The organism is Luteibacter sp., assembly GCF_036500425.1.
Lineage (GTDB): Bacteria > Pseudomonadota > Gammaproteobacteria > Xanthomonadales > Rhodanobacteraceae > Luteibacter.
Genome location: NZ_DASYCB010000081.1, coordinates 50,258 through 76,820, shown reverse-complemented (window position 1 = coordinate 76,820; position 26,563 = coordinate 50,258). Strand labels below are relative to the sequence as shown.

Sequence of the window (26,563 nt, the reverse complement as noted above, 5' to 3'; positions counted from 1 at the left end):
ACAGCCCCTCCCAAACCCGTGCGATAATCCCACGCATGGATATCCTCCTCGCTAACCCCCGTGGCTTCTGTGCTGGCGTCGATCGCGCCATCGCGATCGTGGAGCGCGCCCTCGAATCGTACGGCGCGCCGATCTACGTCCGCCACGAAGTGGTGCACAACCGCTACGTTGTCGAGCGCCTGCGCAGCGATGGCGCCGTGTTCGTCGAAGAGCTGAATGAAGTGCCCGACGATTCCACGGTCATCTTCAGTGCACACGGCGTGCCCAAGGCCGTGCGCGAGGAAGCGGAGCGCCGCGGCTTGCGCGTCTTCGATGCCACCTGCCCGCTGGTGACCAAGGTGCATATGGAAGTCGCCCGCCTGGGCCGTGCCGGCCACGACGTGATCCTGATCGGCCATGCCGGCCACCCGGAAGTCGAAGGCACCATGGGCCAGTGGAACCGCGGCAACCCCGGCAACATCTACCTGGTGGAGTCGGTGGAAGACGTGGCGGAACTGGTGCCGGTGCAGCCGGACAAGCTCGCCTTCGTCACCCAGACCACGCTCTCGGTCGATGACACGATTGCGATCATCAACGCGCTGCGCGCGAAGTTCTCCGCGATCGAAGGGCCGCGCAAGGACGATATCTGCTACGCCACGCAGAACCGCCAGGATGCGGTGCGCCGTCTCGCCGAAGCCGTGGACCTGGTCCTGGTGGTCGGCTCGATCAACAGCTCCAACTCCAATCGCCTGAAGGAACTGGCTGAAAAGCAGGGCGTTCCCTCCTACCTGATCGACGGCGCCGAGCACATCGATAAGGCCTGGCTCGACGGCAAGGCCCGGATCGGCGTCACCGCGGGCGCATCCGCGCCGGAAGAGCTGGTGAAGAAGGTCATCGCCCAGCTGCAGTCCTGGGGCGCGGGCGCAGTGCGGGAGCTGGATGGCGAAGCCGAAAGCATCACCTTCGCGCTGCCCAAGGAGCTCCGTCTCGCCTCCTGAGGCTTGCGCAGGGGCGCTATGTCCCCTAGAATTCCGCGTCTCGCCGGAATAGCTCAGTTGGTAGAGCGCGTCATTCGTAATGATGAGGTCGTAGGTTCGATTCCTATTTCCGGCACCAGATACTTCCCCGATTGCCGGCGCGCGCTCGCGGAAGCACTGGAAAAACCCGCCAAGGCGGGTTTTTTTTTGCCCTCGCGGCATGATCGCGCGCAAGCGCGCTCCTACAACCGCTGCCCTGTAGGAGCGCGCTTGCGCGCGACGCCGGCTCAAGCCGCCTCACGCATCCCAAGGGCCAGATACCGCAACCCGATCGACAGCGCCATGTCGTACCCCGCCACCGTATTACCCGGCACGACAACGCTGACGAGCGAGGGATGCCCTGGCACGAGCACGGAAGCATCGGTTTCCCGGCTGTCATCGTGGATTTCGATATACGGCACGGGCAGCGCGGCCAGCGCATCGCGCAACTCCGGGACCTGCTCGGCCGGCACCATGTCGGCATCGACATCGAGTAGCACGAGCTCGGCATCGTTACTTTCGCGCAGACAGTTCCCCATGTCGGCGAAGTCCCGGCATGGCCTCCAGCGGAGATCCACGCCCGCCGACTGGGCGCGCTCCCATAAGCGGCACATCGCCGCATCCGCCATTGGAGCAACCCGCACATCGTCGCGTGGGCCCGTGATCACGAGGATCGACATCGCTATGTGTTCCCTTGGGGAGATAGCGCCAGTATCTTGGCGACAAGCGTAAAAACGCTGCCCGGCAAGGGCGCTTTCCGGGTAACGCATGCGTAAAGGTTGCGCGGTGCGCCGGTCACTTATCAACGGAAAAGCCATGCAGCCGACACAGGACACGAGGTTCGATACCGCACGGTTACGCCTGGATCGGCTTGAGCCGGGCGATGCGGACCGCCTGTTCGCCTACCGTGGCGACGATGCAGTCGCTCGTTACCAGGGCTGGAAGCCAGCGAACGTCACCGAGGCCACGGCGTTCATCGCCGGCCAGCAACGCGTGCCGTTCGGAACGAAGGATGCGTGGTGCCAGCTTGCCGTGCGCGACCGCGTAACCGGCGAACTGGTGGGCGATCTCGGGGTTCACTTTCCGGCCTCGACCGATGACGCGATCGAGTTCGGTGTTTCGCTGCGCCCGGACCAGCAGGGTAGGGGCTACGCACGGGAAGCCATGGCGGCGATGCTCGACCTGGCTTTCGGTGATTGGGGCTACCGACGCAGCGTCGGCTCCGTGGATCCGCGCAATGTCGCCAGCATCGCGCTGCTGCGCTCGCTCGGGTTTCGTGAGGAAGCCCGCCATGTGGAGAGCTACTTCTTCCGTGGGGAATGGGTGGACGATGTGATTTACGCCATGCTGGCACGCGAATGGCGGCCTGGCTGAGTCGAAACCTCAGGCTGCGTTAGCCAGACGAGTCATGGTCGATTGGGTCGGTGGCGCTAGGTGAGCGAGGGCGCCTGCCGGAAGGTAACGCCAGTCCGCCAGGCGCCTGGGCAGCCGGCTGCCTGGTAGGTAGTTGCGCAGGCCATGCACGGCATCTTCGGCCGTGTCGAACCGACCCAGTTCTTCGTCACCCCGCAATGCGCGCCAGCGGTGGCCGTGTCTGACAATGCGGAACAGAGCTTCATGGGCGGCGTGGACGTATTGCGCTTGCACGGTCGAGCACTCCTGCGTGACCTGTGTATTTTCGCCGGCCTCTCATGACGGTGGTGTTATCCGCTGGCTACGGAGCGGTGTCGGCGAATCTCCAGACCGCTTGTCGGTAAAACCCGTCCGCTTGTCGGCTTTCCCCTAGCGTTTGCGCGGCATGCGGCTAATGTCAGGTCGTCCGAAAGGTTCAGGGGAACATGCCGTGATTCGCATCCGCTTGCCGCGCATCCAGCGCGGCATGTCTATGATCGAGGTCCTGATGGCCGTCCTTATCTTCACAGTGGGGCTGGTTGGCCTCGGCGCGCTGATGGTAACGGCCTCCAAGGCTAATCAGATGGCCTACGTACGCACCCAGGTCACCTTCCTGGCCAACGGCATGGCTGATCGTATGCGGGCCAATCCCTGGGGCCTGTGGAACGGGTCGTATGACGACGACAATTATCCGGTGACCGGCACCCCTGGTGCCTGCAATGCAGCGACCGGCTGCAAGCCTTCCGAGATTGCCGACCGCGACAAGAAGCTGTGGAGCCAGCAGTTGCGTGATTCCCTGCCTGCCGTGGGTAAGAGCAGCATCAAATGCACCAAGGCCACCGGGTTCGACCCGAGCGATGTCTACCAGATGCGTCCGCCTTATAGCGGCAGTTGCGTAATGACCATCACCTGGGCAGAACGTGGCTTCGCCACCGGTGGTGGTGACGACAAGGTGGCCGCCGACAGTCTGCAGTCCTTTACCTGGAAGTTCGAACCATGACCGCGTTCCGCTCTCTGTCGCGCCAGCGTGGCGTCACCCTGGTGGAGCTGATGGTGGCGTTGGTGCTCGGGCTGTTGGTGGCCGGTGGCATCGTGGTCATCTTCTCGTCCACCTCCGCCAGTAACCAGGCACAGACCCAGCTCGCGCGCCTGCAAGAGCAGGGCCGCTACGCGGTTACACGCATCGCCGCAGACCTGAAGATGGCCGGCGCGCAATACTGCAGCAGCACGGGTGGTACCGCCACGGTCGCTTCGGCCAGCGGTATTGCGCTGGATTCGTTGCGTACGCCGCGTGTGCTGAGCAAGAACCTGAACCTGACGATGAGCACCACGCCGTGGGGCTCGCCGTACCCGACCGCGCCGGCCGACGTGTACTACCTGCCCTCGTTCGTCTACATGCGCGGCTTCACCTGCACCAAGACGGACTGTGCTCCCGCCAGCCCGCCCACCGCGGCGCAGGGTGTACCCGCGATGGGTACCGATGTCGGCGCGCGCGTATTCGGCGCGTCGGTGCTGCAGCTTCGTTACTTCGACTCCAACCGCGGCTGGGCCATCGGCGGCAACAGCCAGGTCGTACCCAAGGCCAACGGTGACATCGACCACGTACACATCGTGCCCAAGACGGGCGAGCCGTCGCTGGCCGGCGTGGCCAACAACGAGCAGATGATGCTGGCCGATTGCTCCACGGCGCAGGTGTTCCAGACCACGGGCAACCCGGACTTCGTGCCGGTGGGTACGGCAGCCAACTTCGCCGCGCCGCGTGCCCTTGCCCCGCAATCCGCGCCGCGCTTCTTCCGCATGAGCACTGACTTCAAGACCATCACTTATTTCCTGCAGGTAGTCAGCGATGACGGCACCGCCACCGGCGTGAAGACCGGTGCGCTGATGCGTTGCGACAGCTCGGCAACGCCCGTGTGCCAGGAACTGGTGCGTGGCATGGAGCGGCTGGACTTCAACTACGGTGTCGAAGACGCCAGCGGCCTGATGCATTACCTGAGCGCTGCGGAGGTGGATTCGCGTGCGAGTGGATCGGCCACGCTGACCTGCCCCAACGGGCCGCCGGGTTCCTCCGCCACCGACCAGGGTTGCCTGTGGCGTGCCCTGAAAACGGTGGAGGTGAACGTGTTGATGGATGGCCAGTCGCCGCTATACACGTTGACCGGGCCAGATCTTGCGTATGCCTACTCCCCAGAAGGCAATAGCACGCCCGTGGCGCCCGATGCGCGCGGCACCGGTGGCATTTCGCCCACCGATCAGGGTTTCGCGGTGCCGATGATGCGTCGGCAGTTCGGGACTCTGGTGATGATGCGTAACTACAATCCCTGAGCGAGGCGCCGCTATGACTACCCACGTTTTCAGCCGCTCTTTCGCCGCGCGCCAGCAGCGCGGAGTCGTTCTGGTTGTGGCGCTGCTGTTTCTTGTGCTGATCACCATCGTCGCCATCACTGCCTCTGCCACCTCGTTGCTGCAGCAGAAGCTGGTCGGTGGCCAGCGCAACGCACAGTTGGCCGAATGGAGTGCCGAGACCGCCCTGCGCGGGGCGGAGTGGCGCCTGTGGCGTGCCAGCTCCAACATAACCACGCGCATGCAGTGTGGCAGCGGCACGTTATCCAACTGCTACGTGTATGCACCGGATCCCACTGCCGCCGTAGCCAAATTCCGCACGGCCACCGGTTGGGTGACAGACGGCGCCACGGCATTCGACGATGTGGACTACACCGCGGTCAGTGCGGACAACACGTTCAAGCTCGCGCACAACCCCTATTACCTGATCGAAGACCTGGGACCCGAACTGCCGCCTGGCGCCGGTGTCCAGCACGAATCCGGGGCGACGGGCTCCACGGGCACGGGTTACACCAGCACCAACCGCCACGTGTATCGCATCACTGCGCGCGGTGCCGGCAACAATGAGAATGCTATCCGCGTGCTCGAGACCACTTTCGCGGCCAAGGCCGATTGACATGACCCTGACCAAGTCCCTCCGCTCGGTACCTCTTCTGGCTACGCTGCTGGCGTGCCTTTCGGCATCGCCTGTCACGCAGCTGCACGCGCAGACCACGACGTATTACACCGTGGACCTCAGCGCGGCGCCGCCCGACCTCACCGTGGGTGTGGCACCGAACATCGCGGTGACCTTCGACGATTCCGGCTCGATGGGTGCATCGAACCTGCCCGACACGCTGGATAGTACCGCTGGCAAGAAGTACTACTACTCGTCGAACACGAATTCGCAGTACTACAACCCGAACATTGTCTACACCCCGCCATTGCAGCCCGATGGGCAGACGCGGTTCACCCAGTACAGCTACACCAGTGCGCCACGCGACGGCATCTGCGCCACATTGGGTACGTGCACGGCCAACACTGTGGACCTGTCATCGGCGTTCCGAACGGGCTTCTACACGTACACCAACTCGGGTGTCGTCGCCAACGCGTATGGCGGTAACAACATCAGCAGCAAGCTGGCCGGCGATCAGGATGGTGGCTTCTACTACACCTGCCCCACCGTCGGCTCGGAAACCAACTGCGCTATCACGCTGATGAGTGCGGGAACCAAGAAGCAGAAGCAGAACTTCGCCAACTGGTACTCGTATTACCGCACGCGTAACCTGATGACGCGGTCGGCGATATCTAATGTGTTCTCCACGCTCGGTAGCAGCATTCGCGTGGTTTACCAGAACCTCAACGACAGCAAGTACATGCTGAAGGCGGGCAAGACCACGTTTGATGCGTTCGCCGGTACCGCGCGGAGCAACTTCTTCACGTGGCTTTACCAGGTGATCAATAGCGGCGGTACGCCGGGGCGCACGGCGGTGTATCGGGCGGGCGAAATCTTCAAGTCCGGGCAGGGCGTTACAGATAATACCAACCCGTACTGGGAACCCAACATCGGCGACGACAGCAAAGGCATGGAACTTAGCTGCCGCCTCAACTACAGCCTGCTAGTCACCGATGGCTACTGGAATGGTGGTGACCCCGGCTTGCCCGCGACCACGGCCCAGAACTCTCTGAAGTTGCCTGACGGCACCGTGTACAGCGGTGCGAACGGGGATGCGGAATCGAAGATATTCTGGAACGTGCCAAGCACCGACTACGGCACCATGGGCGATCTCGGTTTCAATTATTGGGCTACCAACCTGCGTCCCGATTTCAAGAAGGCTGACGGGACGACCAAGCTGGATGTGCCGCCGTCGTGGGTGGATTACACGGACCAGAACGGCGTCGCTGTGACCTGGGACGGCACGGGTGTGCCGCCCAAATCGCTGTACTTCAACCCGGCCAACGACCCGGCTACGTGGCCCCACGTGGTGCAGTACATGATCACACTGGGCATTGACGGTTCGCTGGATTACCCGGGCGACAGTGCCGCCCTGCGCGACGGCACCAAGGCGTGGCCCAAACCGTCTAACGTCGACAACGGCAACCTTACCGACATCGACGATACGTGGCATGGCGCAGTAAACAGCCGTGGCCAGTACTTCAGCGCCCGCGACCCCGATGCGCTCAGCAGCGCGCTCAACCAGCTGCTCACCCGCATCATCGCGCGCAGCACTTCAGCGGTGGCCGGCGCGCTCAGCAGCTCGGTGCTTACCGGGAATTCGGTGACCTACCTGACCGGGTTTGACAGCTCCAGCTGGTCGGGCTCTTTCGTAGCGCGACCGGTAGACGTGCAGGGCAACGTGGGTGCCACCAATCTGTGGAGCGCGGGCGATCAGCTGACCGCGCGCGCAAAAGCAGGTGACACCCGCATCATTCTCACCAGCTCGGCGGCGGGCAGTGGCAACGGCGTGGCGTTCACCTGGACGGCGATTGGCTCGGCACTGAAGGGTGTGGATGCCAACTTCACCGATACCAATGGCGACGCCACGATCAAGTACCTGCGTGGCGACACGTCAAAGGAGGGCACGACCTATCGTCGCCGGGTGTCGACGCTGGGCGCCATCGTGAATTCGCAGCCGGTTTATGTGGCCTATCCGGCCAGTGGCTACCGCGATAGCTTCCCCAATAATTCCGACGGCACCGTGGCCCCGGAGATGGCCGTTAACGACACTGGTGCCTTGAAATACAGCTACGCCCAGTTTGTATCCGACAACAATAACCGTGCACCCACGCTTTACGTGGGCGCCAACGACGGCATGCTGCATGCGTTCGATGCCACCACGGGCGCCACGGGCTCCGGCGCGGAGCGCTGGGCCTATGTGCCGCGCAGCGTGTGGGGCAAGTTGTTTGCGCTGACGCCAAAGAGCGGCTTCACGTATGCCCCGACGGTGGACGCGACGCCAGTGGAGCGCGACGTGTTTTTCAGCACCGGCAGCAACCAGGGTTGGCATTCCATCCTGGTGGGCGGCCTGCGCTTCGGCGGCCGCGGCGTTTACGCGCTGGATGTGACCGACCCGACGGCTCTCGAGTCGTCGCCGAACAGCAAGGTCCTCTGGGAGTTCAATAGCGACGCCACCGGTGGGGCCAATCTTGGCTACACCTTTGGCAAGCCGAACATTGGCCGCCTGTCCAATGGCAAGTGGGTGGTCCTGGTGCCCTCGGGCTACTTCCCCGATAAGAGCACGGATGCGGCGGCGGCGAACACCACCAGCTCGCTGTTCGTGCTGGATGCGCAGACCGGTGCGGTCATCAAGGAATTGAAGACCCCGACCACAGTGACCGGCGTAACCGGCACGGTGGTGAGCTATGGCCTGTCGTCTCCGGTGTTGGGTGACTACAACAACGACCAGATCGACGATGTGGCCTTCGCGGGCGACCTGCAGGGCAACCTGTGGCGCTTTGACCTCTCCAGTTCGGACCCGTCCAATTGGGCAGTGAATCTGCTCTACCGCCCAAGCTCGGCCACGTCGGGCGATCCGGCACCGGGCGACCAGCCCATCACGGTGATGCCACGCCTGTTTGCCGACCCGACCTCGTCCAACTTCATCGTGCTGTTCGGCACGGGCAAGTACCTTGGCGCGACGGACAACTCGGTGAGCGGCACCCTTAAGACCCAATCGGTTTACGGTATCCGCGACCCGGGCACCAGCACGTTTACCCCCATCATTGGCCGTGGCGCGCTGGTCGCGCAGACCATGGCGGAGTCGAACAACATCCGCGCATTGACCAACAGGCCGGTGCCCGCCAAAGATGCTAGCGGCAACGCGATACGTGGCTGGTACTTCGACCTGTACACCGGCACGTCCACGGCGCAGACCAACAAGGGTGAGCGCGTAGTGGTGGACGCCACCGCGTTGTTCGACAGCGGCCGCGCCATCGTCACCACACTGATCCCCGGCAGCACCGATCCCTGCGCCCCTGTGCGCAAGGGTGCCGTGCTGGTTGTGGATGCGGCGACCGGTGGTGCTGCCAGTGGTGTCAGTGTCGGCTCGGCCAGCTTCGCGAACGGTTTTTCCCAGGCGGGCGCGCGTGTGACCAACGTGCCCGTCACGGGCGGCCTGCCGGCCGCCACGTCGATCGGCGGCGGCAATATCAGCCTCCCGGGCGTGAACATCCTCAACAAGGATTCAAGCACCGGCGGTGTTTTCAGTTTCGGTGACGCGATCTGGCGCCGGCGTTCCTGGAGGGAGTTGAACAATGTTTACTGATATCGGGCGGCTACGCATGCGTCGTACCGCCGGGACGCGTGGTTTCACCCTGATCGAGCTGATGATCGTGATCGCGGTGATCGCTGTGCTCGCGATGATCGCCGTGCCCAATTACCTGCGTTACGGATACCGCGCGCGGCGAGGTGAGGCGCAGGAAGCGCTGCTTCGCCTGGCCACGGCCCAGGAGCGTTACTACTCCACGTACAACACGTATGCGGCCAGCGTCACGGGCGACCTGAAGTGGAGTTCGGCAACCTTGACCTCCGGTAACTACGTGCTTAGCGTGGCACCTTTGGCGGGTACCGCCGACGTGAAAACGGGCTACATCGCCACCGCTACCGCCCAGTCGGTACAGCTGAAGGATTCGTGTGGCAACCTGACCCTGGATTCTCGCAATAACAAATCGCAAAGCGGTTCGACCACGGCCAACGGCGCATGCTGGTGACTGCCATGATCACTCCTCGCACCACCTTGCGCCGCGACCACGCAGGCTTCACCCTGGTGGAATTGATGATCACCCTGATTGTGATGGCTGTGCTGTTGGCCGTCGCGGTGCCGAGCTTTCGCGGAACCATGCGCCGAAGCTATGTGTCGGGCGCCATGAGCACGATGAACGCTGATTTGCAGTTCGCGCGGGCCGAGGCCGCCAACCGGCACCAGTTTGTCAGCGTGTGCCGCAGCACGGATGGGCTGATATGTGCCAATGGCCAGGATTACGATGCCGGTTACATCATCTATGCGTATGACGCCGCCGCCGGCGGCACGAACCAGGTGATGACCGCTACATCCACGACTTTGACCCTGCTGCGGTACACGGCCGCGCAGGCCAGGGTGTCCATTCAGGCCACCGATGCCAACGTGCTTACCTTCGGGCAGATCGGCCAGCCTGAATCCAATGGCACCCGGCCGACCATGAATTTCACCGTATGCGGGCGCACGCCAGGCCAGACCAGCGGTCTTGGCACCAACAATAACGAGAGCCCGGGCGGCAGGCTGGCGCTCGGGCAGTCGGGCTCGATCACGTCCTACAAGCTGTCTACCAGCACCACGTGCGTGGCTAGCTGAGGAGGCGTTGACTAGCCACCGCCGTACCCGTAAAATGCGCGGCTCGATGGGCGGTTAGCTCAGCGGTAGAGCACTGCCTTCACACGGCAGGTGTCACAAGTTCGATCCTTGTACCGCCCACCATCGAATTGCTTTCAGAACCCGGCCTCGCGCCGGGTTTTTTTTGCCCGGCCTTCCCCTAAGCCCCCAGCAAGGCGCCACGCCTTAGAATCGGCAGACGCACGCCCCAGGACCCCGCCATGCACGAAGCCCTCGCCCAACTCAGCCTGATTACGCTCACGCCCTGGAAGATCATCGGCCTGCTGGGCACCTTGCTCTTCACGGCGCGCTGGTTCGTCCAGTTCTATGCCACGAAGAAGAACAAGCGGGTCACGGTGCCCATGTCGTTCTGGTACCTGTCGGTCTTCGGCAGCGTGCTGACCCTGGCCTACTTCATCTGGGGCAAGAACGACTCGGTCGGCATCATCCAGACCGCCTTCCCGATGCTGGTGTCGTTCTACAACGTGTTTTCGCACCTGAAGAACAAGGACAAGAACGAAACCGTCAAACCCGGCGGCCCCGAAGAAACCTGATCCGCTCTTTTTGTAGGAGCGCGCTTGCGCGCGATGGGGCCTACGGCAAGCACCCATCGCGCGCGAGCGCGCTCCTACAGGTTCAAGGCCCCAGGTTCAGTCCGGGTCGTAATCGAGGTTGGTGGCTAGCCAGCGTTCGGCTTCGCGGCGATCCCAGCCTTTGCGTTTGGCGTAGTCATCGACCTGTTCGCGGGTCAGGCGGCCGACGACGAAGTACTGGCTATCGGGGTGCGAGAAGTACCAGCCGGAGACGGCCGCCGTGGGGTACATAGCCATGCCCTCCGTGAGTTCCACCGTGGTGTGCTTCGTGGCGTCGAGCAACGCGAACAGCGTGCGCTTCTCGGTGTGTTCGGGGCAGGCCGGGTAGCCGGGGGCAGGGCGGATGCCGCGGTAGGACTCGGCGATCAGCGCTTCGTTATCCAGCGCTTCCTCCGGCTCATAGCCCCAGAACTCCTTGCGCACGCGCTCGTGCATACGCTCGGCGAAGGCTTCGGCCAGGCGGTCGGCGAGGGCCTTGAGAACGATGGCTGAGTAGTCATCATGGGTCTCAGCGAACCGAGCTACGTACGCATCGATGCCGATGCCCGCGGTGACAGCAAAGCCGCCGACCCAATCCACCACGCCGCTTTCTTTCGGCGCCACAAAATCCGACAGGCAGAAATCAGGCCGCTCGACCGGCTTATCCACCTGCTGGCGCAGATGATGCAGCACGGCCACGGGCTTGCGTTTGCCCGTCCCGGCGGCGTCATACAGCTCGATATCGTCACCGGCCTGGGCGGCCGGCCAGAAGCCGATCACACCCTTGGCGGTAAGCCACTTTTCCGCGACGACTTTGTCCAGCATCGCCTGGGCGTCGTTGTATAACTCCGTCGCCTGCGTGCCGACGACGTCGTCGGTGAGGATCGCCGGGAACTTGCCCGCCAGCTCCCACGCATTGAAGAAGGGCGACCAGTCGATGTACTGGCGCAACTCGGCCAGGTCGTAATCCTCGAACACCGTAATGCCCGGCTTATGCGGCACGGGTGGGGTATAGGCCGCCCAATCCCCCTTGAAACGCTGTTCGCGCGCCTTGCCCAGCGCGACCAGCGTCTTGCCGGTGCCGCGACCGCGGTGACGTTCACGCACCTCGGCGTACTCCGAGCGTACCTTGGCCATGAACTCGTCGATGAGGTCCTTGCTGACCAGCGACTGCGCCACGCCAACCGCACGCGAGGCATCTTTCACCCACACAGTGGGCGACTTGTAGTGCGGCTCGATGCGCAGCGCCGTATGCGCGCGCGAGGTGGTGGCACCACCGATGAGAAGCGGTACCTGGAACTCCTGGCGCTGCATTTCGCGCGCGACCTGGCTCATTTCTTCCAGCGAGGGCGTGATCAGGCCGGAGAGGCCGATGATGTCGGCATTTTCGGCGCGCGCCGTATCGAGGATCTTCTGCGTCGACACCATCACGCCGAGGTCGATCACCTCGAAGTTATTGCATTGCAGGACCACGCCGACGATGTTCTTGCCGATATCGTGAACATCGCCCTTGACCGTGGCCAGCACGATCTTGCCATTGCTGCGCACGGCTTCGCCCGAGCGTTTTTTCTCTTCTTCGATGAAAGGGATGAGGTGGGCCACCGCCTTCTTCATCACACGCGCGGACTTCACGACCTGGGGTAGGAACATCTTGCCGGCACCAAACAGGTCGCCGACGACATTCATGCCGGCCATCAGCGGGCCCTCGATGACATCGAGGGGGCGAGTGGAAAGCTGGCGAGCTTCTTCGGTGTCTTCCACCACGTACTGGTCGATACCGTGGACCAGTGCGTGGCTGAGGCGATCCGTCACGCTTTTATCGCGCCAGGCGGCGGATTCAACGACAACCGCGCCCTTGCCACCCTTGTACTTGTCTGCGATGTCCAGCAAGCGCTCGGTCGCATCGGGCCGGCGATTCAGGACGACGTCTTCGACCCGCTCGCGCAGTTCTTCCGGGAGGTCGTCATAAATCTCCAGGCCACCGGCGTTGACGATACCCATGTCCATGCCCGCCGCGATGGCGTGGAACAGGAACACGGAGTGGATCGCTTCGCGCACCGGGTTATTGCCGCGGAACGAGAAGGAGACGTTGGAGACACCACCGGAGATATGTGACGACGGGAAGCGCTTCTTCAGCTCTCGGGTAGCCTCGATGAAATCGACGGCGTAGTTGTTGTGCTCTTCGATGCCGGTGGCGATGGCGAAGATGTTGGGATCAAAAATGATGTCCTCGGGCGGGAAGCCGTGTTCATCGACGAGCAGTTCGAAGGCGCGCGAACAGATCTCGACCTTGCGTTCCTTTGTGTCAGCCTGACCCGCTTCATCAAAGGCCATGACGACCACGGCAGCGCCGTACTGGCGCACTTTGCGTGCATGCTCCAGGAACAGCGCTTCGCCCTCCTTCATCGAGATGGAGTTGACGATGCCCTTGCCCTGCATGCAGCGCAGGCCGGCCTCGATGACGCTCCACTTCGAGGAGTCGACCATGATCGGCACCCGGGCGATATCGGGCTCCGAAGAGATCAGGTTCACGAAGCGCGTCATCGCGGCTTCGGAGTCGATCAGGCCCTCGTCCATGTTGATGTCGATGATCTGGGCGCCGTTCTCCACCTGCTGACGGGCGACGTCCACGGCCTCTTCGTAGCGGCCTTCCTTGATCAGCTTGCGGAACTGCGCGGAGCCGGTGACGTTGGTACGTTCACCGACATTGATGAAGTTCAGGTCCGGCGTAAGGACCAGCGGCTCCAGGCCGGAGAGGCGGGTGTAACGAATGCTCATGCGGCTTCAGCAGTGCTCTTGGGGGCGCGCGGCGCATACGGCGCCACGACAGCGGCGATGGCTGCGATATGCGCGGGCGTGGTGCCACAACAGCCACCCACGATGTTGATCAAGCCGTCGGCGGCGAAGTCGCGGATCGTAGCGGCCATGCTCTCGGGCGATTCGTCGTACTCGCCGAACGCGTTGGGCAGGCCAGCGTTGGGGTGGGTACTGACGGCGGCGTTGGCGATACGGGCGAGCATGGCCACATGTGGCCGCAGGTCTTCCGCGCCAAGCGCGCAGTTCAGGCCGACGGAAAGCGGCTGGATGTGCTCGACCGAATAGAAGAACGCTTCCGCGGTCTGGCCCGACAAGGTCCGGCCCGAACGGTCGGTGATCGTGCCCGAGATCATCACGGGTACGCGGGCACCGAGCTCTTCGAACAGTTCGGCAAGGGCGAACAACGCCGCCTTGGCGTTCAGCGTATCGAAGATGGTCTCGACCATGATCGTGTCCGCGCCGCCTTCGATCAGCGCGCGGGCCGCTTCGACGTAGTTGGCCTTGAGCTCTTCGAACGTGACGTTGCGAAAACCGGGGTCGTTGACGTCAGGGGAGATCGACGCGGTGCGGCTGGTGGGGCCGATGACGCCAATGACGAAGCGCGGCTTGTCCGGCGTTTGCATCGTCATGGCATCGCACACTTCCCGCGCCAGGCGCGCGCCTTCCCGGTTCAGCTCGGGCACGAGGTGCTCGAGGTGGTAATCGGCCTGGCTGACGCGCGTCGCGTTGAAGGTGTTTGTCTCGATGAAATCCGCACCCGCTTCCAGGTAGGCGCGGTGCACACCCTGGATGATCTCCGGCTGGGTGAGCAACAAGAGGTCGTTATTCCCCTTCAGGTCGCACTCGCCCGGATGGTCGTGGCCGTGGTCGTGCGCGCTATCGTTGCCGCCGGCGAAGCGTTCGCCGCGGTAGCCACTTTCGTCGAGCTTATGGTTCTGCAGCATGGTGCCCATGCCGCCGTCCAGGATCATGATGCGCTCGGCGAGGCCCTTCTCGATGAGGGCGACGCGGTCGGGGTGGAGCCAGGGCAGGTTGCTCATGGGAGGTTTCCTCAGGCCTTGCGTGCGAGCAGGCTGATGACTTCGAAATGCGGGGCACGGCGTTCCCGGCTCAGGCGGTCGCAGCTGACGACGTCCAGCCCGGCGTCGCGCGCCATGGCGGTGAGGCCGTCGCGGCTGAAGCCGAGGTTGCGGTGATCGAACGGTTCGACGACCGCGCGGTGGTCGTGCTCGCCAAGGGTGACGGCGAGCACGCGGCCGCTGGGCTTCAGCAAGCCGGCGACCTCGCGGAACACCTCACCCGGCCGCTCGGCGTAGGTGAGGGCATGCATCATCAGGACAAGATCAAAGCGACGCTTGCCCAGGTCGAGTTGGTGCATGTCGCCCTGGCGTACCTCGACATTCGGGAACGTGGCCAGGCGTTGGCGGGCGGCTTCGACCACCCGTTCGGAACTGTCGATGCACAGGATGGAATGTGCGTGCGGGGCCAGCAATTCGGCGGTGACACCATCGCCCGAGGCAATGTCGAGCACATCCCCGGTGCCAAGGAGCTGCAGCAGGGAACGCGCCAGGGTCTCCCAGGTGCGCCCGGGTGAGTAGTGGCGCTCCATGTCGCCAGCCACGGTATCCGCCCAGCCTTCCGTGCTCGCGCGCTGGGCAAGCACGGCCGGAAGGCGCTCGGCGTCCTCACGGAGCAGGGCGTCGCTCAGGGTGTCGCGCAAGGACGCGACCAGGGCCGCCAGGGTGGGATCCGCCTCTGCGTTGGCCCGATAATAGGCCGACACGCCGGCACGCCGGTCGCGTACCAGCTCGGCTTCCTTGAGCTTGGCCAGGTGAGTAGAAACGCGCGGCTGGGCCAGGTGGAGCACGGAGGCCAGCTCGGCGACGGTCAATTCTTCGCGATCGAGCAAGGCGAGCAGGCGCACGCGCGTGGGGTCGGCCAACAGCCGCAACACCGTCGAGGCGGTCGACAGATCCATCCCACATCCTTTTATCGCGATACAGAGATACTAAGGATGGGGCCCAAGGCCGCCAACGTCAAGTTGGTATGTTGCGGTGCAGGGCGGCAAAGACTCGAACGACCGTTAGAATGGGCGGATCGCTTTCCCCAAAGACTAGCCGAGCCGCCCGTCGGCCCGAGGTATACCCCATGGATTTCCGCTTTACCGAAGACCAGCTTGCCATCCAGTCCATCGCCCGCGATTTCGCCCAGAAGCGCATCGCACCGGTGGCCGCCGAACTCGATGCCAAGGGTGAATTCCCGCTCGAAAACATCCAGGAAATGGGCCAGCTGGGCCTGATGGGTATCGAGGTGCCGGAGGAATACGGTGGCGCGGGCATGGATCCGGTGGCCTACGTGCTGGCCATGGTCGAGATCGCCGCAGCCGATGCCGCCACCTCTACGATCATGTCGGTCAACAACTCGCTGTTCTGCAACGGCATCCTGAAGAGCGGTACTGAAGAGCAGAAGCAGAAGTACGTGCGCGCCATCGCCTCGGGCGAGGCTATCGGTGCTTACGCGCTCACCGAGCCGCAGTCGGGTTCGGACGCCTCGAACATGCACACCCGTGCGGTGAAGAATGCCGATGGCGACTGGGTCATCAACGGCAAGAAGAGCTGGATCACCTCCGGCCCCGTGGCGCGCTACATCGTGTTGTTCGCCGTGACCACACCGGGGATCGGTGCGAAGGGCGTGTCCGCCTTCATCATCGACACCAAGCGCCCGGGCTTCCTGGCCGGCAAGATCGAACCGAAGCTCGGCATCCGCGCCTCGGCGACCTGCGAGATCGAGTTCCACGACTACATCTGCCCGGCGGAAGACCTGTTGGGTGCCGAGGGCAAGGGCTTCGGTATCGCCATGGGCGTCCTGGATGCTGGCCGCATTGGTATCGCCTCACAGGCCGTCGGCATTGCCCGCGCGGCGTATGAAGCGACCCTGCAGTGGTCGCGCGACCGCAAGGCCTTCGGTACGCCGATCGGTACGTTCCAGATGACCCAGGCGAAGATCGCCGACATGAAGTGCAAGCTGGATTCGGCCCTGCTGCTGACTCTGCGTGCTGCGTGGACCAAGGGCCAGGTCGAGAAGACCGGCGGCCGCTTCGGCACTGAGGCTTCCATGGCCAAGCTGGTCGCATCGGAAGCCGCGATGTGGATCACCCACCAGGCCGTGCAGATCCACGGTGGCATGGGCTATTCGAAGGAAATGCCGCTGGAGCGGTATTTCCGCGATGCGAAGATCACGGAGATCTATGAGGGTACGAGTGAGATCCAGCGTCTGGTGATTGCGCGTGCGGAGACGGGGTTGCGCTAAGCGTAGTCTCGCTGAAACGATAAAAAGCCCGGCCATGTGCCGGGCTTTTTCGCTCTGATTGGCGACTTACACGCGTTTAGCCAATGGGCAGTGCTGTGCGGAAGCCAGCATCGTATGCTTTGAGCATACGCTCAATAGCAGGGTCACCGCTTCCCGATGCTACCTTCTGCCTCGCGATGTCTATTGCCCATTTTGGCCTGTACCAGGTTTCGTCGATGACCTTTGGCGGTATATCACTGAAATCGATGGGCCGATCCCTGAGGGCTCGCAGTTCGGCGATCGCCTCCGGGGATAACGGTGCATCGGGATCAGGAGTGTAGTAGACGGTTGTTCCAGTATCGGGTGAGTTCATGGCGGTTGGCCTTTCGGGCTGAAATCAGGCGTGTGGTATCGCCGCGCGACGTAAAAACGACAAACAATGTCAAGTCGTCTGCGGCACCTATGGCGCAGTGCCGACGCTCGCCATCATGGCGATCATCGGGTTCCTCCATGGCCCACATGTCTGTTAAGACCTGCGTTGCGATCGCAAATGTGACGCCATGCTTGGCTTCGTTTCTTCTGGACTTAGTTTCGTCCCATTCAAATGATGGGACGTTCACTTTGTGCGACGACACATGTAGCCATACAGGTGGCCGCTACGTAAACGTTGGTTGATCGATGCAGCCATGCAAACAGCGCTCCGAAGACGGAAAACCATCTTCTTTGAAGCGCTATTTGGTTTATGCCAGAGTTCGCTTCAGTCGCATGTAGGTGGTGCCCAATCGCGATGTCAGCCTCGCTCAACGATGCGAATGTACTCAGTTCCGCAACGTGCGAGTGATCTTTCCAGCAGCATCAAGGAAGTCGACGCTCGGCGTCCCATCTTCAGCAACACTAAGGGTTAGCCGGGGGCGTCCTTGCGGATCGCTCAGGACAAGTGCTGCCTTGCCATCGTCAGAGCGGCCGAGCCATGCCCTGCGTGACATGGTTCCGCCGGCTTTCAGAACCGCGGCGTTGAGAGCGGGCGATGGCGGCTGGTTGCGGAGCTTCAGGAGTGCTTCCACATCCAAGGGTTCGTCCGAGCGATCATTAATCGAGAAGCCGGCGTGCCGCTTTGCCCCATCTTCGACCGTCTCCATCTGGATCGTCTGGTCTTGCCGATAGCGATCGAAGGTGAAGCTGCCGCTGTTCATCGGTTTGCCGTCGGCGCTCTTACCATCGAAAACCAGGCCACCGTTTTCGATACCTTCGTTGTTGTAGAAGATCATGCCGGCCTCCGGCCGGTTCGGATGCGCGAATTCCTTCTTGCCGACAATGTAGCCCGGCATGGAGGCGTGGTTCGATACCACCATGCGCAGGGTGCCATCAGGCTCCCGCACGTTGATGCGCTGGACATCGATCGTCGTAAACCTTGCCGCCGCTGGGGGCGACGTAGGTGCTGCCATCGCTGAGGTGCCCAGCCAGATGACCGCGAGGGTCATCACGGCCGCATAGCCGCCGATCGCATGGGAAAGCGTGATGCGCATGTACTACCTCCAGGTTGTAGTGATCCCTAGCCGTGCCCGTGGGACGGATGATCGCAAAAAAAGGCCTGGTGTGCGCTGGGGCTCATCTTCCTTGGAGGGTGTCGCGCGCAAGCGCGCTCCTACACCGGCCTGCGCAGGTCTTGTGTAGGAGCGCGCTTGCGCGCGATGGGTTCGCAGTGAACTACCACCGATACGCGACGCGCGTGTAGAGATAACGGCCGCTATAACCGAACGGTGAATAGTCCGGGTACGGCCAGGTGCCACCCACTGCACCATCGCTACCGGCCTTGTATTTCTGTGGGTACACATTGGTGAGGTTGTCGACACCCGCCGTGAAGGTCCAGCCATCGATGTTGTAGTTGGCCGAGAGGTCGAGCAACCAGCGGGCGGGGAAGGTCTGGTCATAACCGGGATTACTGATCGGATCCTGGTTCTGCCGGAATTGCCCGTAGCGGGTCAGTGTGCCGTGGAACGCCCAGTTGCCCAGGCTGTAATCGCTGCCGAGGGCGATCTTGTCACGCGGTGCGCCATCGGTGATGTAGCCCTGTGCGATGTGGCCGACGCGAACAAGCTCCAGGCCGTTCTGTGCGAGCTGAGGCGGGTTTGGCGCTACCGAAAGGATGGAGGTGTGGTTGCGGTTGTACGCCGCCGTGAATTGCCAGATGCCCGACGTGCCAAGGTCGAGACGATAGCCGCTGCTCAGGTCGACACCTCGCGTGCGCGTCTTCAACGCATTGGTGAAGTAGCTTCCGCCCTGGATGTTCGCGTAGCCCTGGCTGGTCAGGTACGCCTGTACGTCATCGCCCACCAGGTTCTCGGAAGGTACGACGCGGTCGCCGATGGTGATCTGGTACACATCGAGTGAGAAGGTCCAGGCGCCCGGGAGGTAGGTTGCGCCGAGCGTGTAGTTGTGCGACTTCTCAGCCTTCAGTGGCTCGGCGCCGAGGGCACGCGCCACGGGGTCGCTCACTGAGAAATTGCGGATCTGCGTCGGTACCCCGCCAATCACATTGGTCGATGTCGTGGTGTAGAACTGCTGCGCGAGCGAGGGGGCACGGAAGCCTGTTCCCGCTGTGCCGCGCAGGGCGAACGTATCAGTGAAGTCGTAGCGTGCCGATAGTGTTCCCGAGGTCGTATTACCAAAGTCGCTGTAGTCTTCGTGACGCACAGCGAGTGATCCGCTCAGCTTGTCGGTGATCTGGTTTTCAAGGCTGATGTATTCAGCGACATCGTGGCGCGAGTGGTAACCGGCATCGCCTGGTGTGAACCCCGGGAAGCCCTGCGAGCCTGTACCGAAGTACGAAGCCGGATCACCTGCTTCGATGCCGTAGCGCTGGTAGAGATACTCGATGCCGAAAGCCAGCGTGACCGGATTTGCCAGCCAGCCAACGGAAAGATCCCGGGCGATATCGACATCAAAGGCCTTCTGCGTGGCGATCAAGCGGCCTGCGTTGAAGCTCGTGGGGCTAGACGCGCCGAGATCCCGGTTCAATGTGTGGATCGGATCGATGCTGACGTGGTCGCGGCCGTAGTTGCCGCTGATATCCCAACGCCATCCACTGGTCGTGGTACCGCGGATGCCGGCGACCAGGGCGCTATCGATCGACCGGACATCATTGAGGGGCAGGAAGCCATTCGGGTAAATCGACGGCACATTTCGCGCGCTGTTGTAAGCGCGGAACAGGGCAGGCGATGTACCTTCGCGACTGCTGGTGCTGGCAAACGCGTAGAAATCCGCATGGGGCGTCAACGCATACTGCACGTTGAGCAGCGCCTGATGATTGCTGATATCCGGCTCGCCGATGCGTTGCGTTCGCGTGCCGTAGACCGGTGACGTCGGATCGCGATAGTCGAGGCCGCCGCGATTCGTGGCATCAGCGTGGCCTTGCACCACGCTTAGCCGCGCCCATCCCTTGTCGCCGCCCAGCGGTACGCCGATGCTCGCCTCGCCCTGGTACTGCTTGCCATCACCGGCGCTGTAGCGGCCCGCCGTAAGGCTCGCTTCATTGCTGCCAGGCTTCGCCGCACCCTTGAGCACGATGTTGATCACGCCGGCGATGGCGTCAGAGCCGTACTGCGCGGACGCGCCATCGCGCAGCACTTCGATGTGATCGATCGCCGAGATCGGAATCGAATTCAGGTCGGCGGGTGCCGAGCCGCGCCCCAGGGCGCCCTGCAGGTTGAGTAAGGCCGTGGTGTGCCAGCGCTTGCCATTGACCAGCACCAGCGTCTCGTCCGGCGAAAGGCCACGCAGGGCGGCGGGACGCACGATACCTGATCCATCATTGCCGGGCGCGCGCGGAAAATTCAGCGAGGGCACTAGCCGCGACAGGACGGCTGCAAGCTGGGTGTCGCCGGCGGATTGGAGGTCTTTCGCCGTCACGATGTCGATAGGTGAAAGCGAGCTTTCCTGGCTGCGGTTGACCGAGCGTGTGCCGGTAACGACCACCGATTCAAGCTGGGTGGGCGACTTGCCTTGGGCATCCGGAGGCGTCTCCTGGGCGTATGCGACGGGACTGCCCAGCGCGGTGGCGATCAGGAGGGGTAGGGTGAGGCAGCGGGTCGGGGCGTGATGCATGGGGTGCGATCCTGGTGGTCGAGCGACAGGTAAGCGGCGCCATTCGCGTAAACACACGCGAACGACGCTAGCTCGCCGTGGGGGCGATGGCTTGTAGAAATGGGAGGGGGATCGGGCGGTGGGGTGCCGGCGATCGCGCGCAAGCGCGCTCCTACAGGGAGCGGTGCGTTAGGGGCTTAGGCCCGACAGCAGCGACAACACGCCGCGACCAGCGAGGTGGTCGGCAGGGAGGGCGTATGGATGGCGTGCTGCATGGTCGGGGTCACGGAAGCCTCGTGTGGTTGGCCCGGTGAGACGTCTGGATGGCCAGATCGTTTTTTCATGCTGGGGGTGTAAGGGCTGGATGTCAACCGGGCCAAAGAAAAAGCCCGGCTTTCGCCGGGCTTTTTTGTCGTACCTGATGGTGCTTACGGCCGATCTGTTCCGCGTCGCGGATCCGAATCAAAAGCCCTTACATCACCGATGTTCGGTGCGTGGGGCGCCGTGTTCACCGGTGGGTTGCCACCACCCTGGGGGCCACCGCCATGCGGGCCGTCGTGACCATCATGGCCGCCTTCATCGCCGTGGTGACGGATGGTCTTCGATACCTCCTCCAGCTTATCGCCCAGCAAGCGGCGCACGATCACGTAGAACACCGGGATCAGCAGCAGGCCGAGGATCGTGGCGAACAACATGCCGCCGATCACGCCGGTACCGATCGCGTGGCGGGAGTTGGCGCCCGCGCCAGTGGAGATTGCCAGCGGCAGCACGCCCAGGATGAACGCCATCGACGTCATCAGGATGGGGCGCAGTCGCAGGCGGGAGGCTTCGACGACCGATTCCTTCAGCGTCTTGCCGTGGCCTTGCTGTTCCACCGCGAACTCGACGATCAGGATCGCGTTCTTCGCGGCCAGGCCGATCACGGTGATCAGGCCGATCTTGAAGAAGATATCGTTCGGCAGGCCACGCAGCTGCGAGAACACCACCGTACCCAGCATGCCGAGCGGGACCACCAGCAACACGGCGACCGGGATGGACCAGCTTTCGTACAGCGCGGCAAGGCAGAGGAACACGATGACGATGGACAGCACCATGAGCATGGTGGCCGAGTTGCCCGCCAGGATTTCCTGGTAGGACTGGCCGGTCCAGTCATAGCCGAAGCCCTTCGGCAGCTTGTCGTTCACGATGCCTTCGACGATGCCCATGGCCTGGCCGGTCGAATAACCCGGTGCCTGGTTACCCACGATTTCCACCGCTGAGTAGCCGTTGTAGCGGGTGAGGCTCGGCGAGACGTTCGTCCACTTCGTATGCACCACGCTCGACAGCGGGATCATCGTGCTGTCGGTGGTGGTCGAGGCACTGGAGACCCCAGACGTCGTGGACGTCGACGACGAGGCCAGTGTGCTTGGCGTGAAGATGTGGTTGAACGAATCGGTGCCCATGCGGTAGGGCGCATCGGCCTGCAGCATCACGCGCTTCACGCGGCCGCCGTACTGGAAGTCGTTGATGTACACCGGTGCCAGGGTGAGCTGGATCGCGGTGTAGATATCGCTGACTGACAGGCCGAGGGTCTGCGCCTGCGTGCGATCGACGCCGACCTGCAGGGTCGGGGAGTCTTCCAGCGTGTTCGGGCGGACGCCGACCAGGCGCTTGTCCTGCGAGGCGGCGCCGAGCAGCTGGTTGCGCGCCTGGGTCAGTTCGGTACGCGACTGGCCGGCACGCGCCTGCAGGTACATGTCGATACCACCGAACTGCGACAGGCCGCGGATGGTGGGCAGGTTCACCACGAAGATCGTGGCATTGCGCACCGCCTGCATCTTGCCGTTCATCTGTGCGATGAAGTCGGTCGCCTTGATATCACGATCCGACCAATCCTTCAGGCGGATGAAGTTCATGCCGACGTTTTCGCCCTGGCCCAGGAAGCTGAAACCGGAGATCTGGAACACGCCATCCACCGCGGAATCCTTCAGGAGGATATCGCGCATGTCCTTTTGCACCTTCTGCGTACGCGCGATGCTGGCGCCAGGCGGGAGCTGCACGATGGCGAGCGCATAGCCCTGGTCTTCGTCGGGGACGAAGCTGCTGGGCAGGCGCGAGAACAGGAAGCCGCAGAGCACCGAGATCAGCACGAACACCACCATCCAGCGCGGTGCGTGACGCACGGCCGAGGTGATGTGGCCGGCGTAGGTGTGCGTCGTCCAGTCGAAGACCTCGTTGAACTTGCGGTAGACGATGTTCTTCTTCTGGCCGTGCTCGTTCTTGAGGATCGTGGCGCAGAGCGCCGGGGTGAACGAAAGCGCGAGGAAGGCCGAGAAGCCCATCGACACGGCGATAGTCAGCGCGAACTGCTTGTAGATGATGCCCGAGGCGCCCGGCTGCAGTGCCGAGGGAATGAACACTGCCGCCAGCACCACGGTGATCGCGATAACGGCGCCGGTGATCTGGCCCATCGCCTTGCGCGTGGCTTCCTTCGGCGGGAGGTTCTCCTCTGACATGATGCGCTCGACGTTCTCGATCACGACGATCGCGTCATCGACCACGATACCGATGGCCAGCACCATGCCGAACAAGGTCAGCTGGTTGATCGTGAAGCCCAGCGGCGACAAGCCGAGGAAGGTACCGAGCAAAGCGACCGGGATGACCAGGGTCGGAATGATCGTGGCGCGGAAGTTCTGCAGGAACAGCAGCATCACGAGGAAGACGAGGATCACTGCCTCGACAAGCGTGTGGACCACTTCCTCGATCGAGATCACCACGAACTTCGTCGAGTCGTACGGTACGAACCAGGTCACGCCATCCGGGAAGCTCTTGGCCAGGTCGGCCATTTTCGCGCGAACCGCGTTGGCCACATCCAGCGCGTTCGCGCCGGGGAGCAGCTGGACGCCGAAGGCGCCCGTCGGGATGCCATTCCACTCGGTGGCGAAACCATAGTTCTGCGGGCCCAGTTCCACGCGGGCCACGTCCTTCAGCTTCACCACGGTGCCATCGTTATTGGCGCGCAGGATGATGTTGGAGAACTCTTCGGGCGTGGTGAAACGGCCCTCGGCAGACACGGTGGCGTTGAAGCCGGTGCCGTCGACAGCCGGATCGGAACCGATCGCGCCCGCCGCGAACTGCACGTTCTGGGTCGCCAGGGCCTTCTGCAGATCCGTGGCCGAGAGGCCATAGCCGCGCAGCTTGTCCGGGTTCAGCCACACGCGCATGCCGTACTCGGCACCGAGCTGGCGGGTGCTGCCCACGCCCGGGATACGGGCGATCTGGTCCAGCACCTGCGACGACACAATGTCGGTAAGGCGGTTGCTGTCGATCGCCGGGTTGGACGAGGTCAGCGCGATGAAGCTCAGGAAGTCGGGGTTGGACTTGGCCACCACGACACCCTGCTGGGTCACTTCCGAGGGCAGGCGCGGGGTCGCCAGCGACACCTTGTTCTGGACCTGCACCTGCGCGATGTCAGGGTCGGTACCGGTATCGAAGGTGAGCGTGACGGTCGCCTGGCCCGACGAGCTGGACGAGGAGCTGAAGTAAAGCAGGTGGTCGATACCCGTAAGCTGCTGCTCGATCACCTGCGTCACGGTGGACTCGGTCGTATCCGCGCTCGCACCCGGGTAGTTCGCCGTAACGACGACCTGTGGGGGGGCGATGTTCGGATACGACTCGATACCCATGTTCAACAGGGAAATCGTGCCGGTCAGGCAGATCAGGATCGCCACGACCCACGCGAAGATGGGGCGGTCGATGAAGAAACTCGGCATGACGGAACTCCCTTACTGCTTGCCGGCAGGGGCGGCCGAGGAGCCCGCCTGTGCCGGTGCCGCGCCCGCGGCGGCCGGCTGCTGGGCAGGCTGCGCGTTGACCGGCGAGTTTTCCTTAGCCTTGGGCAAGCCTTCGACAATGATCTTGTCACCCGGCTGCAGGCCACCCGTCACTACCCAGTTCGAGCCGCTGATACGGTCGGTCTGCACAGGGCGGCGGACGGCTGCGGATTCCACGGACTTCTCTTCACCCGACTGCGGATCCTTCACCTTGGCGGTACCCACCACCAGGACATAGGCCGAGTTGGCATCACGAAGCACGCCGACCTGCGGGACCAGGAACACGTTATGCAGCTCACCGAGGGTGGCCTTCACGGTCACGTACTGGCCTGGCAGCAGGCGCTGGTTATCGTTCGGCAGCAGCGCGCGCAGGTCGGTGGTACCCGTCTGCGGGTTGACCGTGGCCGACGAGAAGTCGAGCTGGCCGGCTTCGCCGAAGTCCGAGCCGTCAGGCAACTGGATGCGAACCTTCGACTCGTCGGTGGCCGACAGCGTCGCAGCACCGTTGGCAGCGGCGTTGCGCAGCGTGTCCAGATCGGACACGGACATGCTGAAGTTGATGTAGACCTTGTCCAGCTCATCCACCTGGGTGAGCAGGGTGGTGTCGCTCTGGCCCACCAGGGCGCCTTCGGTCACCTGTTGCTTGCCCGCGCGGCCGCTGATGGGCGAGCGGACATCGGTGAAGCCGAGATTGATCCGGGCTGACTGCACGGCGGCTTCCGCCTGCTTCACCGCGGCGTTCGCGGTGCGCTCGGTGGCCTCGGCCGTATCGAGATCCGCGCGCGAGACGTAATTCTTGCCGATCAGGCCGCGAGCACGATCCGCCTGGGCCTTGCTGTTCACCGCCGTGGCCTTCGCCGAAGCAAGGTTCGCGGTCTGCGCATCGAGTTCGGCCTGAAGCGGCGCCGGGTCGATCTTGAACAGCGACTGGCCTTCCTTGACGTCGGTGCCTTCAGTGTAAAGGCGCTTCAGCAGGATGCCGGGTACGCGGGCGCGGACATCGGCGGTACGGAAGGCCGATACGCGGCCGACCTGATCCTGGACCAGGGGCACGCTGGTCGGCTGGATCGTGATGACACCCACCTGCGGCGGGGGCGGAGCCTGTGGGGCTTCCTGCTTGTGGCAGGCAGCCAGGGCGGCAACGAGGCCGGCGGCCAGCAGGGTAGTGCGCAGGGGCAGGGGTTTCATGAGAACTCCGTTCCTTTTCCAGGTTTCTTGTTCGTTCGCGTCCGGTCACCCGGGAGGATGTCGTATGCGTGCATAAATACAGTTACCGCATGCCGGGCCCAGTCATCCTGTGCCTTAGGTCCCCTTGCACGCAGGCCAAACAGTCGTCGATCGCCTTCCAGGCCGTGCAACATGGACAGGAACAGCTCTGCTGCCGTATCCGGGTCCTCCTGACGCATCTCGCCGCTTTCCATCGCCTCGGCCATGCAACCCGATAAACGGGCGGCCACCGTTTCGATGGCGGTACGAAAGAAGGTCCGCGCCGCCGCGGGGAAACGGGGCGCCTCGGCGATAAGCATCCGCCCCAGCGCGACATTCTCCTGGTCCATCACATGGGTCTGGTGCGCCTTGGCAAGGGCAAGCAGCGTGGCAGCCAGCCCGCGGCGCTCCGGGGAGAGACTCGCATGGAGAGGTAAGACCAGTTGTTCGACGGCAGCGTGGAAGAGGGTGTCCTTGTTTTCGAAGTGCGCGTATACCGTCTGCTTGGATACCCCGGCCTCACGGGCCACGGCGCCCATGCTGACCCGGTAACCATCGCGCAGGAACAGGGCACAGGCCGCCTGAAGCACCCGCTGCTGCCGGTCTGAGGCGGGGCGGTGATCCAGGTTCGACATTACCTATACCTGCTGGACTATACCGTCCAGTTTAGAATCTCCCCCTCACCATCGTCAACGGTCATGACGGCCATTCGCGTGCGAATTGTTGCG

Annotated in this window: 22 protein-coding genes and 2 tRNA genes; 13 read left to right on the top strand and 11 right to left on the bottom strand. The window is 63.2% G+C overall.

Features of this window, described 5'->3' with window-relative positions; translation table 11 throughout:
• Positions 1 to 35: 35 nt before the first annotated feature.
• Positions 36 to 977: a 4-hydroxy-3-methylbut-2-enyl diphosphate reductase gene (ispH, locus tag VGN46_RS19945; protein WP_331646505.1), complete on the top strand. Its 942-nt coding sequence runs from the start codon at positions 36 to 38 to the stop codon at positions 975 to 977.
• A gap of 42 nt (positions 978 to 1,019) precedes the next feature.
• Positions 1,020 to 1,095: transfer RNA gene (locus VGN46_RS19940), tRNA-Thr, on the top strand.
• Between the two features lie 148 nt (positions 1,096 to 1,243).
• On the opposite strand, the gene VGN46_RS19935 is transcribed toward VGN46_RS19940, so the two are convergent.
• Positions 1,244 to 1,675: a hypothetical protein gene (locus VGN46_RS19935; RefSeq protein WP_331646503.1), complete on the bottom strand. Its 432-nt coding sequence runs from the start codon at positions 1,673 to 1,675 to the stop codon at positions 1,244 to 1,246.
• Between the two features lie 136 nt (positions 1,676 to 1,811).
• Here VGN46_RS19935 and VGN46_RS19930 point away from each other — a divergent pair, with 136 nt between their 5' ends.
• The 10 genes from VGN46_RS19930 to VGN46_RS19885 all read left to right on the top strand — a co-directional run bounded on the left by VGN46_RS19930 (position 1,812) and on the right by VGN46_RS19885 (position 10,611).
• Positions 1,812 to 2,369, top strand: coding sequence for a GNAT family protein (locus VGN46_RS19930; protein ID WP_331646501.1), 558 nt, complete (start codon positions 1,812 to 1,814; stop codon positions 2,367 to 2,369).
• Between the two features lie 144 nt (positions 2,370 to 2,513).
• Positions 2,514 to 2,690, top strand: a complete 177-nt coding sequence (locus VGN46_RS19925; protein WP_331646499.1) for a hypothetical protein — start codon at positions 2,514 to 2,516, stop codon at positions 2,688 to 2,690.
• Between the two features lie 148 nt (positions 2,691 to 2,838).
• Positions 2,839 to 3,387, top strand: coding sequence for a type IV pilus modification protein PilV (gene pilV, locus VGN46_RS19920; RefSeq protein WP_331646497.1), 549 nt, complete (start codon positions 2,839 to 2,841; stop codon positions 3,385 to 3,387).
• The gene (locus VGN46_RS19915; RefSeq protein ID WP_331646495.1) at positions 3,384 to 4,712 is read left to right on the top strand and encodes a PilW family protein; all 1,329 of its coding nucleotides are present in this window, start codon (positions 3,384 to 3,386) and stop codon (positions 4,710 to 4,712) included. The genes pilV and VGN46_RS19915 overlap by 4 nt, the downstream gene beginning before the upstream one ends.
• Before the next feature lie 13 nt (positions 4,713 to 4,725).
• Positions 4,726 to 5,346 (top strand): pilus assembly PilX family protein, encoded by a 621-nt coding sequence (locus VGN46_RS19910; protein ID WP_331646493.1) that lies wholly within the window; start codon positions 4,726 to 4,728, stop codon positions 5,344 to 5,346.
• 1 nt (position 5,347) lies between these two features.
• The gene (locus VGN46_RS19905; RefSeq protein ID WP_331646491.1) at positions 5,348 to 8,974 is read left to right on the top strand and encodes a pilus assembly protein; all 3,627 of its coding nucleotides are present in this window, start codon (positions 5,348 to 5,350) and stop codon (positions 8,972 to 8,974) included.
• Positions 8,964 to 9,419 (top strand): type IV pilin protein, encoded by a 456-nt coding sequence (locus VGN46_RS19900; protein ID WP_331646489.1) that lies wholly within the window; start codon positions 8,964 to 8,966, stop codon positions 9,417 to 9,419. The genes VGN46_RS19905 and VGN46_RS19900 overlap by 11 nt, the downstream gene beginning before the upstream one ends.
• Entirely contained in the window at positions 9,410 to 10,039 is a 630-nt protein-coding gene (locus VGN46_RS19895) for a GspH/FimT family pseudopilin (RefSeq protein WP_331646487.1), read from the top strand. Before VGN46_RS19900 ends, VGN46_RS19895 begins: the two co-directional genes overlap by 10 nt.
• Positions 10,040 to 10,087: 48 nt before the next feature.
• A tRNA-Val gene (locus VGN46_RS19890) sits at positions 10,088 to 10,162 on the top strand.
• 116 nt (positions 10,163 to 10,278) lie between these two features.
• Positions 10,279 to 10,611, top strand: a complete 333-nt coding sequence (locus tag VGN46_RS19885; RefSeq protein WP_331646485.1) for a lipid-A-disaccharide synthase N-terminal domain-containing protein — start codon at positions 10,279 to 10,281, stop codon at positions 10,609 to 10,611.
• Positions 10,612 to 10,707: 96 nt separating this feature from the next.
• On the opposite strand, the gene metH is transcribed toward VGN46_RS19885, so the two are convergent.
• Genes metH through VGN46_RS19870 form a run of 3 tightly spaced genes read right to left on the bottom strand, consistent with a single transcriptional unit; the run spans position 10,708 to position 15,424 of the window.
• The gene (gene metH, locus VGN46_RS19880; RefSeq protein WP_331646483.1) at positions 10,708 to 13,407 is read right to left on the bottom strand and encodes a methionine synthase; all 2,700 of its coding nucleotides are present in this window, start codon (positions 13,405 to 13,407) and stop codon (positions 10,708 to 10,710) included.
• Positions 13,404 to 14,486, bottom strand: a complete 1,083-nt coding sequence (locus VGN46_RS19875; RefSeq protein WP_331646481.1) for a homocysteine S-methyltransferase family protein — start codon at positions 14,484 to 14,486, stop codon at positions 13,404 to 13,406. Before VGN46_RS19875 ends, metH begins: the two co-directional genes overlap by 4 nt.
• 11 nt (positions 14,487 to 14,497) lie before the next feature.
• Complete coding sequence (locus VGN46_RS19870) at positions 14,498 to 15,424, bottom strand: metalloregulator ArsR/SmtB family transcription factor (RefSeq protein ID WP_331646479.1); 927 nt, start codon at positions 15,422 to 15,424, stop codon at positions 14,498 to 14,500.
• Between the two features lie 170 nt (positions 15,425 to 15,594).
• Between VGN46_RS19870 and VGN46_RS19865 the strand changes: the two genes are divergently transcribed.
• On the top strand, positions 15,595 to 16,755 hold the full coding sequence (locus VGN46_RS19865; protein ID WP_331646477.1) for an acyl-CoA dehydrogenase family protein: 1,161 nt from the start codon (positions 15,595 to 15,597) through the stop codon (positions 16,753 to 16,755).
• Between the two features lie 76 nt (positions 16,756 to 16,831).
• Here VGN46_RS19865 and VGN46_RS19860 read toward each other — a convergent pair whose 3' ends face one another.
• From VGN46_RS19860 to VGN46_RS19835, 7 genes are all read right to left on the bottom strand, one after another.
• Positions 16,832 to 17,107 (bottom strand): hypothetical protein, encoded by a 276-nt coding sequence (locus tag VGN46_RS19860; RefSeq protein WP_331646475.1) that lies wholly within the window; start codon positions 17,105 to 17,107, stop codon positions 16,832 to 16,834.
• Complete coding sequence (locus VGN46_RS20310) at positions 17,064 to 17,354, bottom strand: BrnT family toxin (RefSeq protein WP_345786192.1); 291 nt, start codon at positions 17,352 to 17,354, stop codon at positions 17,064 to 17,066. The genes VGN46_RS19860 and VGN46_RS20310 overlap by 44 nt, the downstream gene beginning before the upstream one ends.
• A 198-nt stretch (positions 17,355 to 17,552) precedes the next feature.
• Entirely contained in the window at positions 17,553 to 18,260 is a 708-nt protein-coding gene (locus VGN46_RS19855) for a hypothetical protein (protein ID WP_331646473.1), read from the bottom strand.
• A 181-nt stretch (positions 18,261 to 18,441) separates the two neighbouring features.
• Positions 18,442 to 20,838 carry a TonB-dependent receptor gene (locus VGN46_RS19850; RefSeq protein WP_331646471.1) on the bottom strand — a complete coding sequence of 799 codons (2,397 nt, stop codon included), beginning with the start codon at positions 20,836 to 20,838 and terminating at the stop codon, positions 18,442 to 18,444.
• Positions 20,839 to 21,245: 407 nt separating this feature from the next.
• Positions 21,246 to 24,569 (bottom strand): multidrug efflux RND transporter permease subunit, encoded by a 3,324-nt coding sequence (locus VGN46_RS19845; RefSeq protein WP_414675282.1) that lies wholly within the window; start codon positions 24,567 to 24,569, stop codon positions 21,246 to 21,248.
• 12 nt (positions 24,570 to 24,581) lie between these two features.
• Positions 24,582 to 25,817, bottom strand: a complete 1,236-nt coding sequence (locus VGN46_RS19840) for an efflux RND transporter periplasmic adaptor subunit (RefSeq protein ID WP_331646469.1) — start codon at positions 25,815 to 25,817, stop codon at positions 24,582 to 24,584.
• On the bottom strand, positions 25,814 to 26,470 hold the full coding sequence (locus VGN46_RS19835) for a TetR/AcrR family transcriptional regulator (protein WP_331646467.1): 657 nt from the start codon (positions 26,468 to 26,470) through the stop codon (positions 25,814 to 25,816). The genes VGN46_RS19840 and VGN46_RS19835 overlap by 4 nt, the downstream gene beginning before the upstream one ends.
• Between the last annotated feature and the right edge of the window lie 93 nt (positions 26,471 to 26,563).

What these genes read in the sequence shown, in the direction of transcription:
- VGN46_RS19905 (WP_331646491.1), top strand. Translation starts at nt 5,348, where the DNA reads ATGACCCTGACCAAGTCCCTCCGCTCGGTACCTCTTCTGGCTACGCTG.
- VGN46_RS19895 (WP_331646487.1), top strand. Translation starts at nt 9,410, where the DNA reads ATGCTGGTGACTGCCATGATCACTCCTCGCACCACCTTGCGCCGCGAC.
- VGN46_RS19865 (WP_331646477.1), top strand. Translation starts at nt 15,595, where the DNA reads ATGGATTTCCGCTTTACCGAAGACCAGCTTGCCATCCAGTCCATCGCC.
- VGN46_RS19875 (WP_331646481.1), bottom strand. Translation starts at nt 14,486, where the DNA reads ATGAGCAACCTGCCCTGGCTCCACCCCGACCGCGTCGCCCTCATCGAG.
- VGN46_RS19855 (WP_331646473.1), bottom strand. Translation starts at nt 18,260, where the DNA reads ATGCGCATCACGCTTTCCCATGCGATCGGCGGCTATGCGGCCGTGATG.
- VGN46_RS19870 (WP_331646479.1), bottom strand. Translation starts at nt 15,424, where the DNA reads ATGGATCTGTCGACCGCCTCGACGGTGTTGCGGCTGTTGGCCGACCCC.
- VGN46_RS19910 (WP_331646493.1), top strand. Translation starts at nt 4,726, where the DNA reads ATGACTACCCACGTTTTCAGCCGCTCTTTCGCCGCGCGCCAGCAGCGC.
- VGN46_RS19930 (WP_331646501.1), top strand. Translation starts at nt 1,812, where the DNA reads ATGCAGCCGACACAGGACACGAGGTTCGATACCGCACGGTTACGCCTG.
- metH (WP_331646483.1), bottom strand. Translation starts at nt 13,407, where the DNA reads ATGAGCATTCGTTACACCCGCCTCTCCGGCCTGGAGCCGCTGGTCCTT.
- VGN46_RS19860 (WP_331646475.1), bottom strand. Translation starts at nt 17,107, where the DNA reads ATGAACTCACCCGATACTGGAACAACCGTCTACTACACTCCTGATCCC.
- VGN46_RS19850 (WP_331646471.1), bottom strand. Translation starts at nt 20,838, where the DNA reads ATGCATCACGCCCCGACCCGCTGCCTCACCCTACCCCTCCTGATCGCC.
- ispH (WP_331646505.1), top strand. Translation starts at nt 36, where the DNA reads ATGGATATCCTCCTCGCTAACCCCCGTGGCTTCTGTGCTGGCGTCGAT.
- VGN46_RS19925 (WP_331646499.1), top strand. Translation starts at nt 2,514, where the DNA reads ATGCACGGCATCTTCGGCCGTGTCGAACCGACCCAGTTCTTCGTCACC.
- VGN46_RS19935 (WP_331646503.1), bottom strand. Translation starts at nt 1,675, where the DNA reads ATGTCGATCCTCGTGATCACGGGCCCACGCGACGATGTGCGGGTTGCT.
- VGN46_RS19835 (WP_331646467.1), bottom strand. Translation starts at nt 26,470, where the DNA reads ATGTCGAACCTGGATCACCGCCCCGCCTCAGACCGGCAGCAGCGGGTG.
- VGN46_RS19915 (WP_331646495.1), top strand. Translation starts at nt 3,384, where the DNA reads ATGACCGCGTTCCGCTCTCTGTCGCGCCAGCGTGGCGTCACCCTGGTG.
- VGN46_RS19845 (WP_414675282.1), bottom strand. Translation starts at nt 24,569, where the DNA reads ATGCCGAGTTTCTTCATCGACCGCCCCATCTTCGCGTGGGTCGTGGCG.
- VGN46_RS19840 (WP_331646469.1), bottom strand. Translation starts at nt 25,817, where the DNA reads ATGAAACCCCTGCCCCTGCGCACTACCCTGCTGGCCGCCGGCCTCGTT.
- VGN46_RS19900 (WP_331646489.1), top strand. Translation starts at nt 8,964, where the DNA reads ATGTTTACTGATATCGGGCGGCTACGCATGCGTCGTACCGCCGGGACG.
- VGN46_RS19885 (WP_331646485.1), top strand. Translation starts at nt 10,279, where the DNA reads ATGCACGAAGCCCTCGCCCAACTCAGCCTGATTACGCTCACGCCCTGG.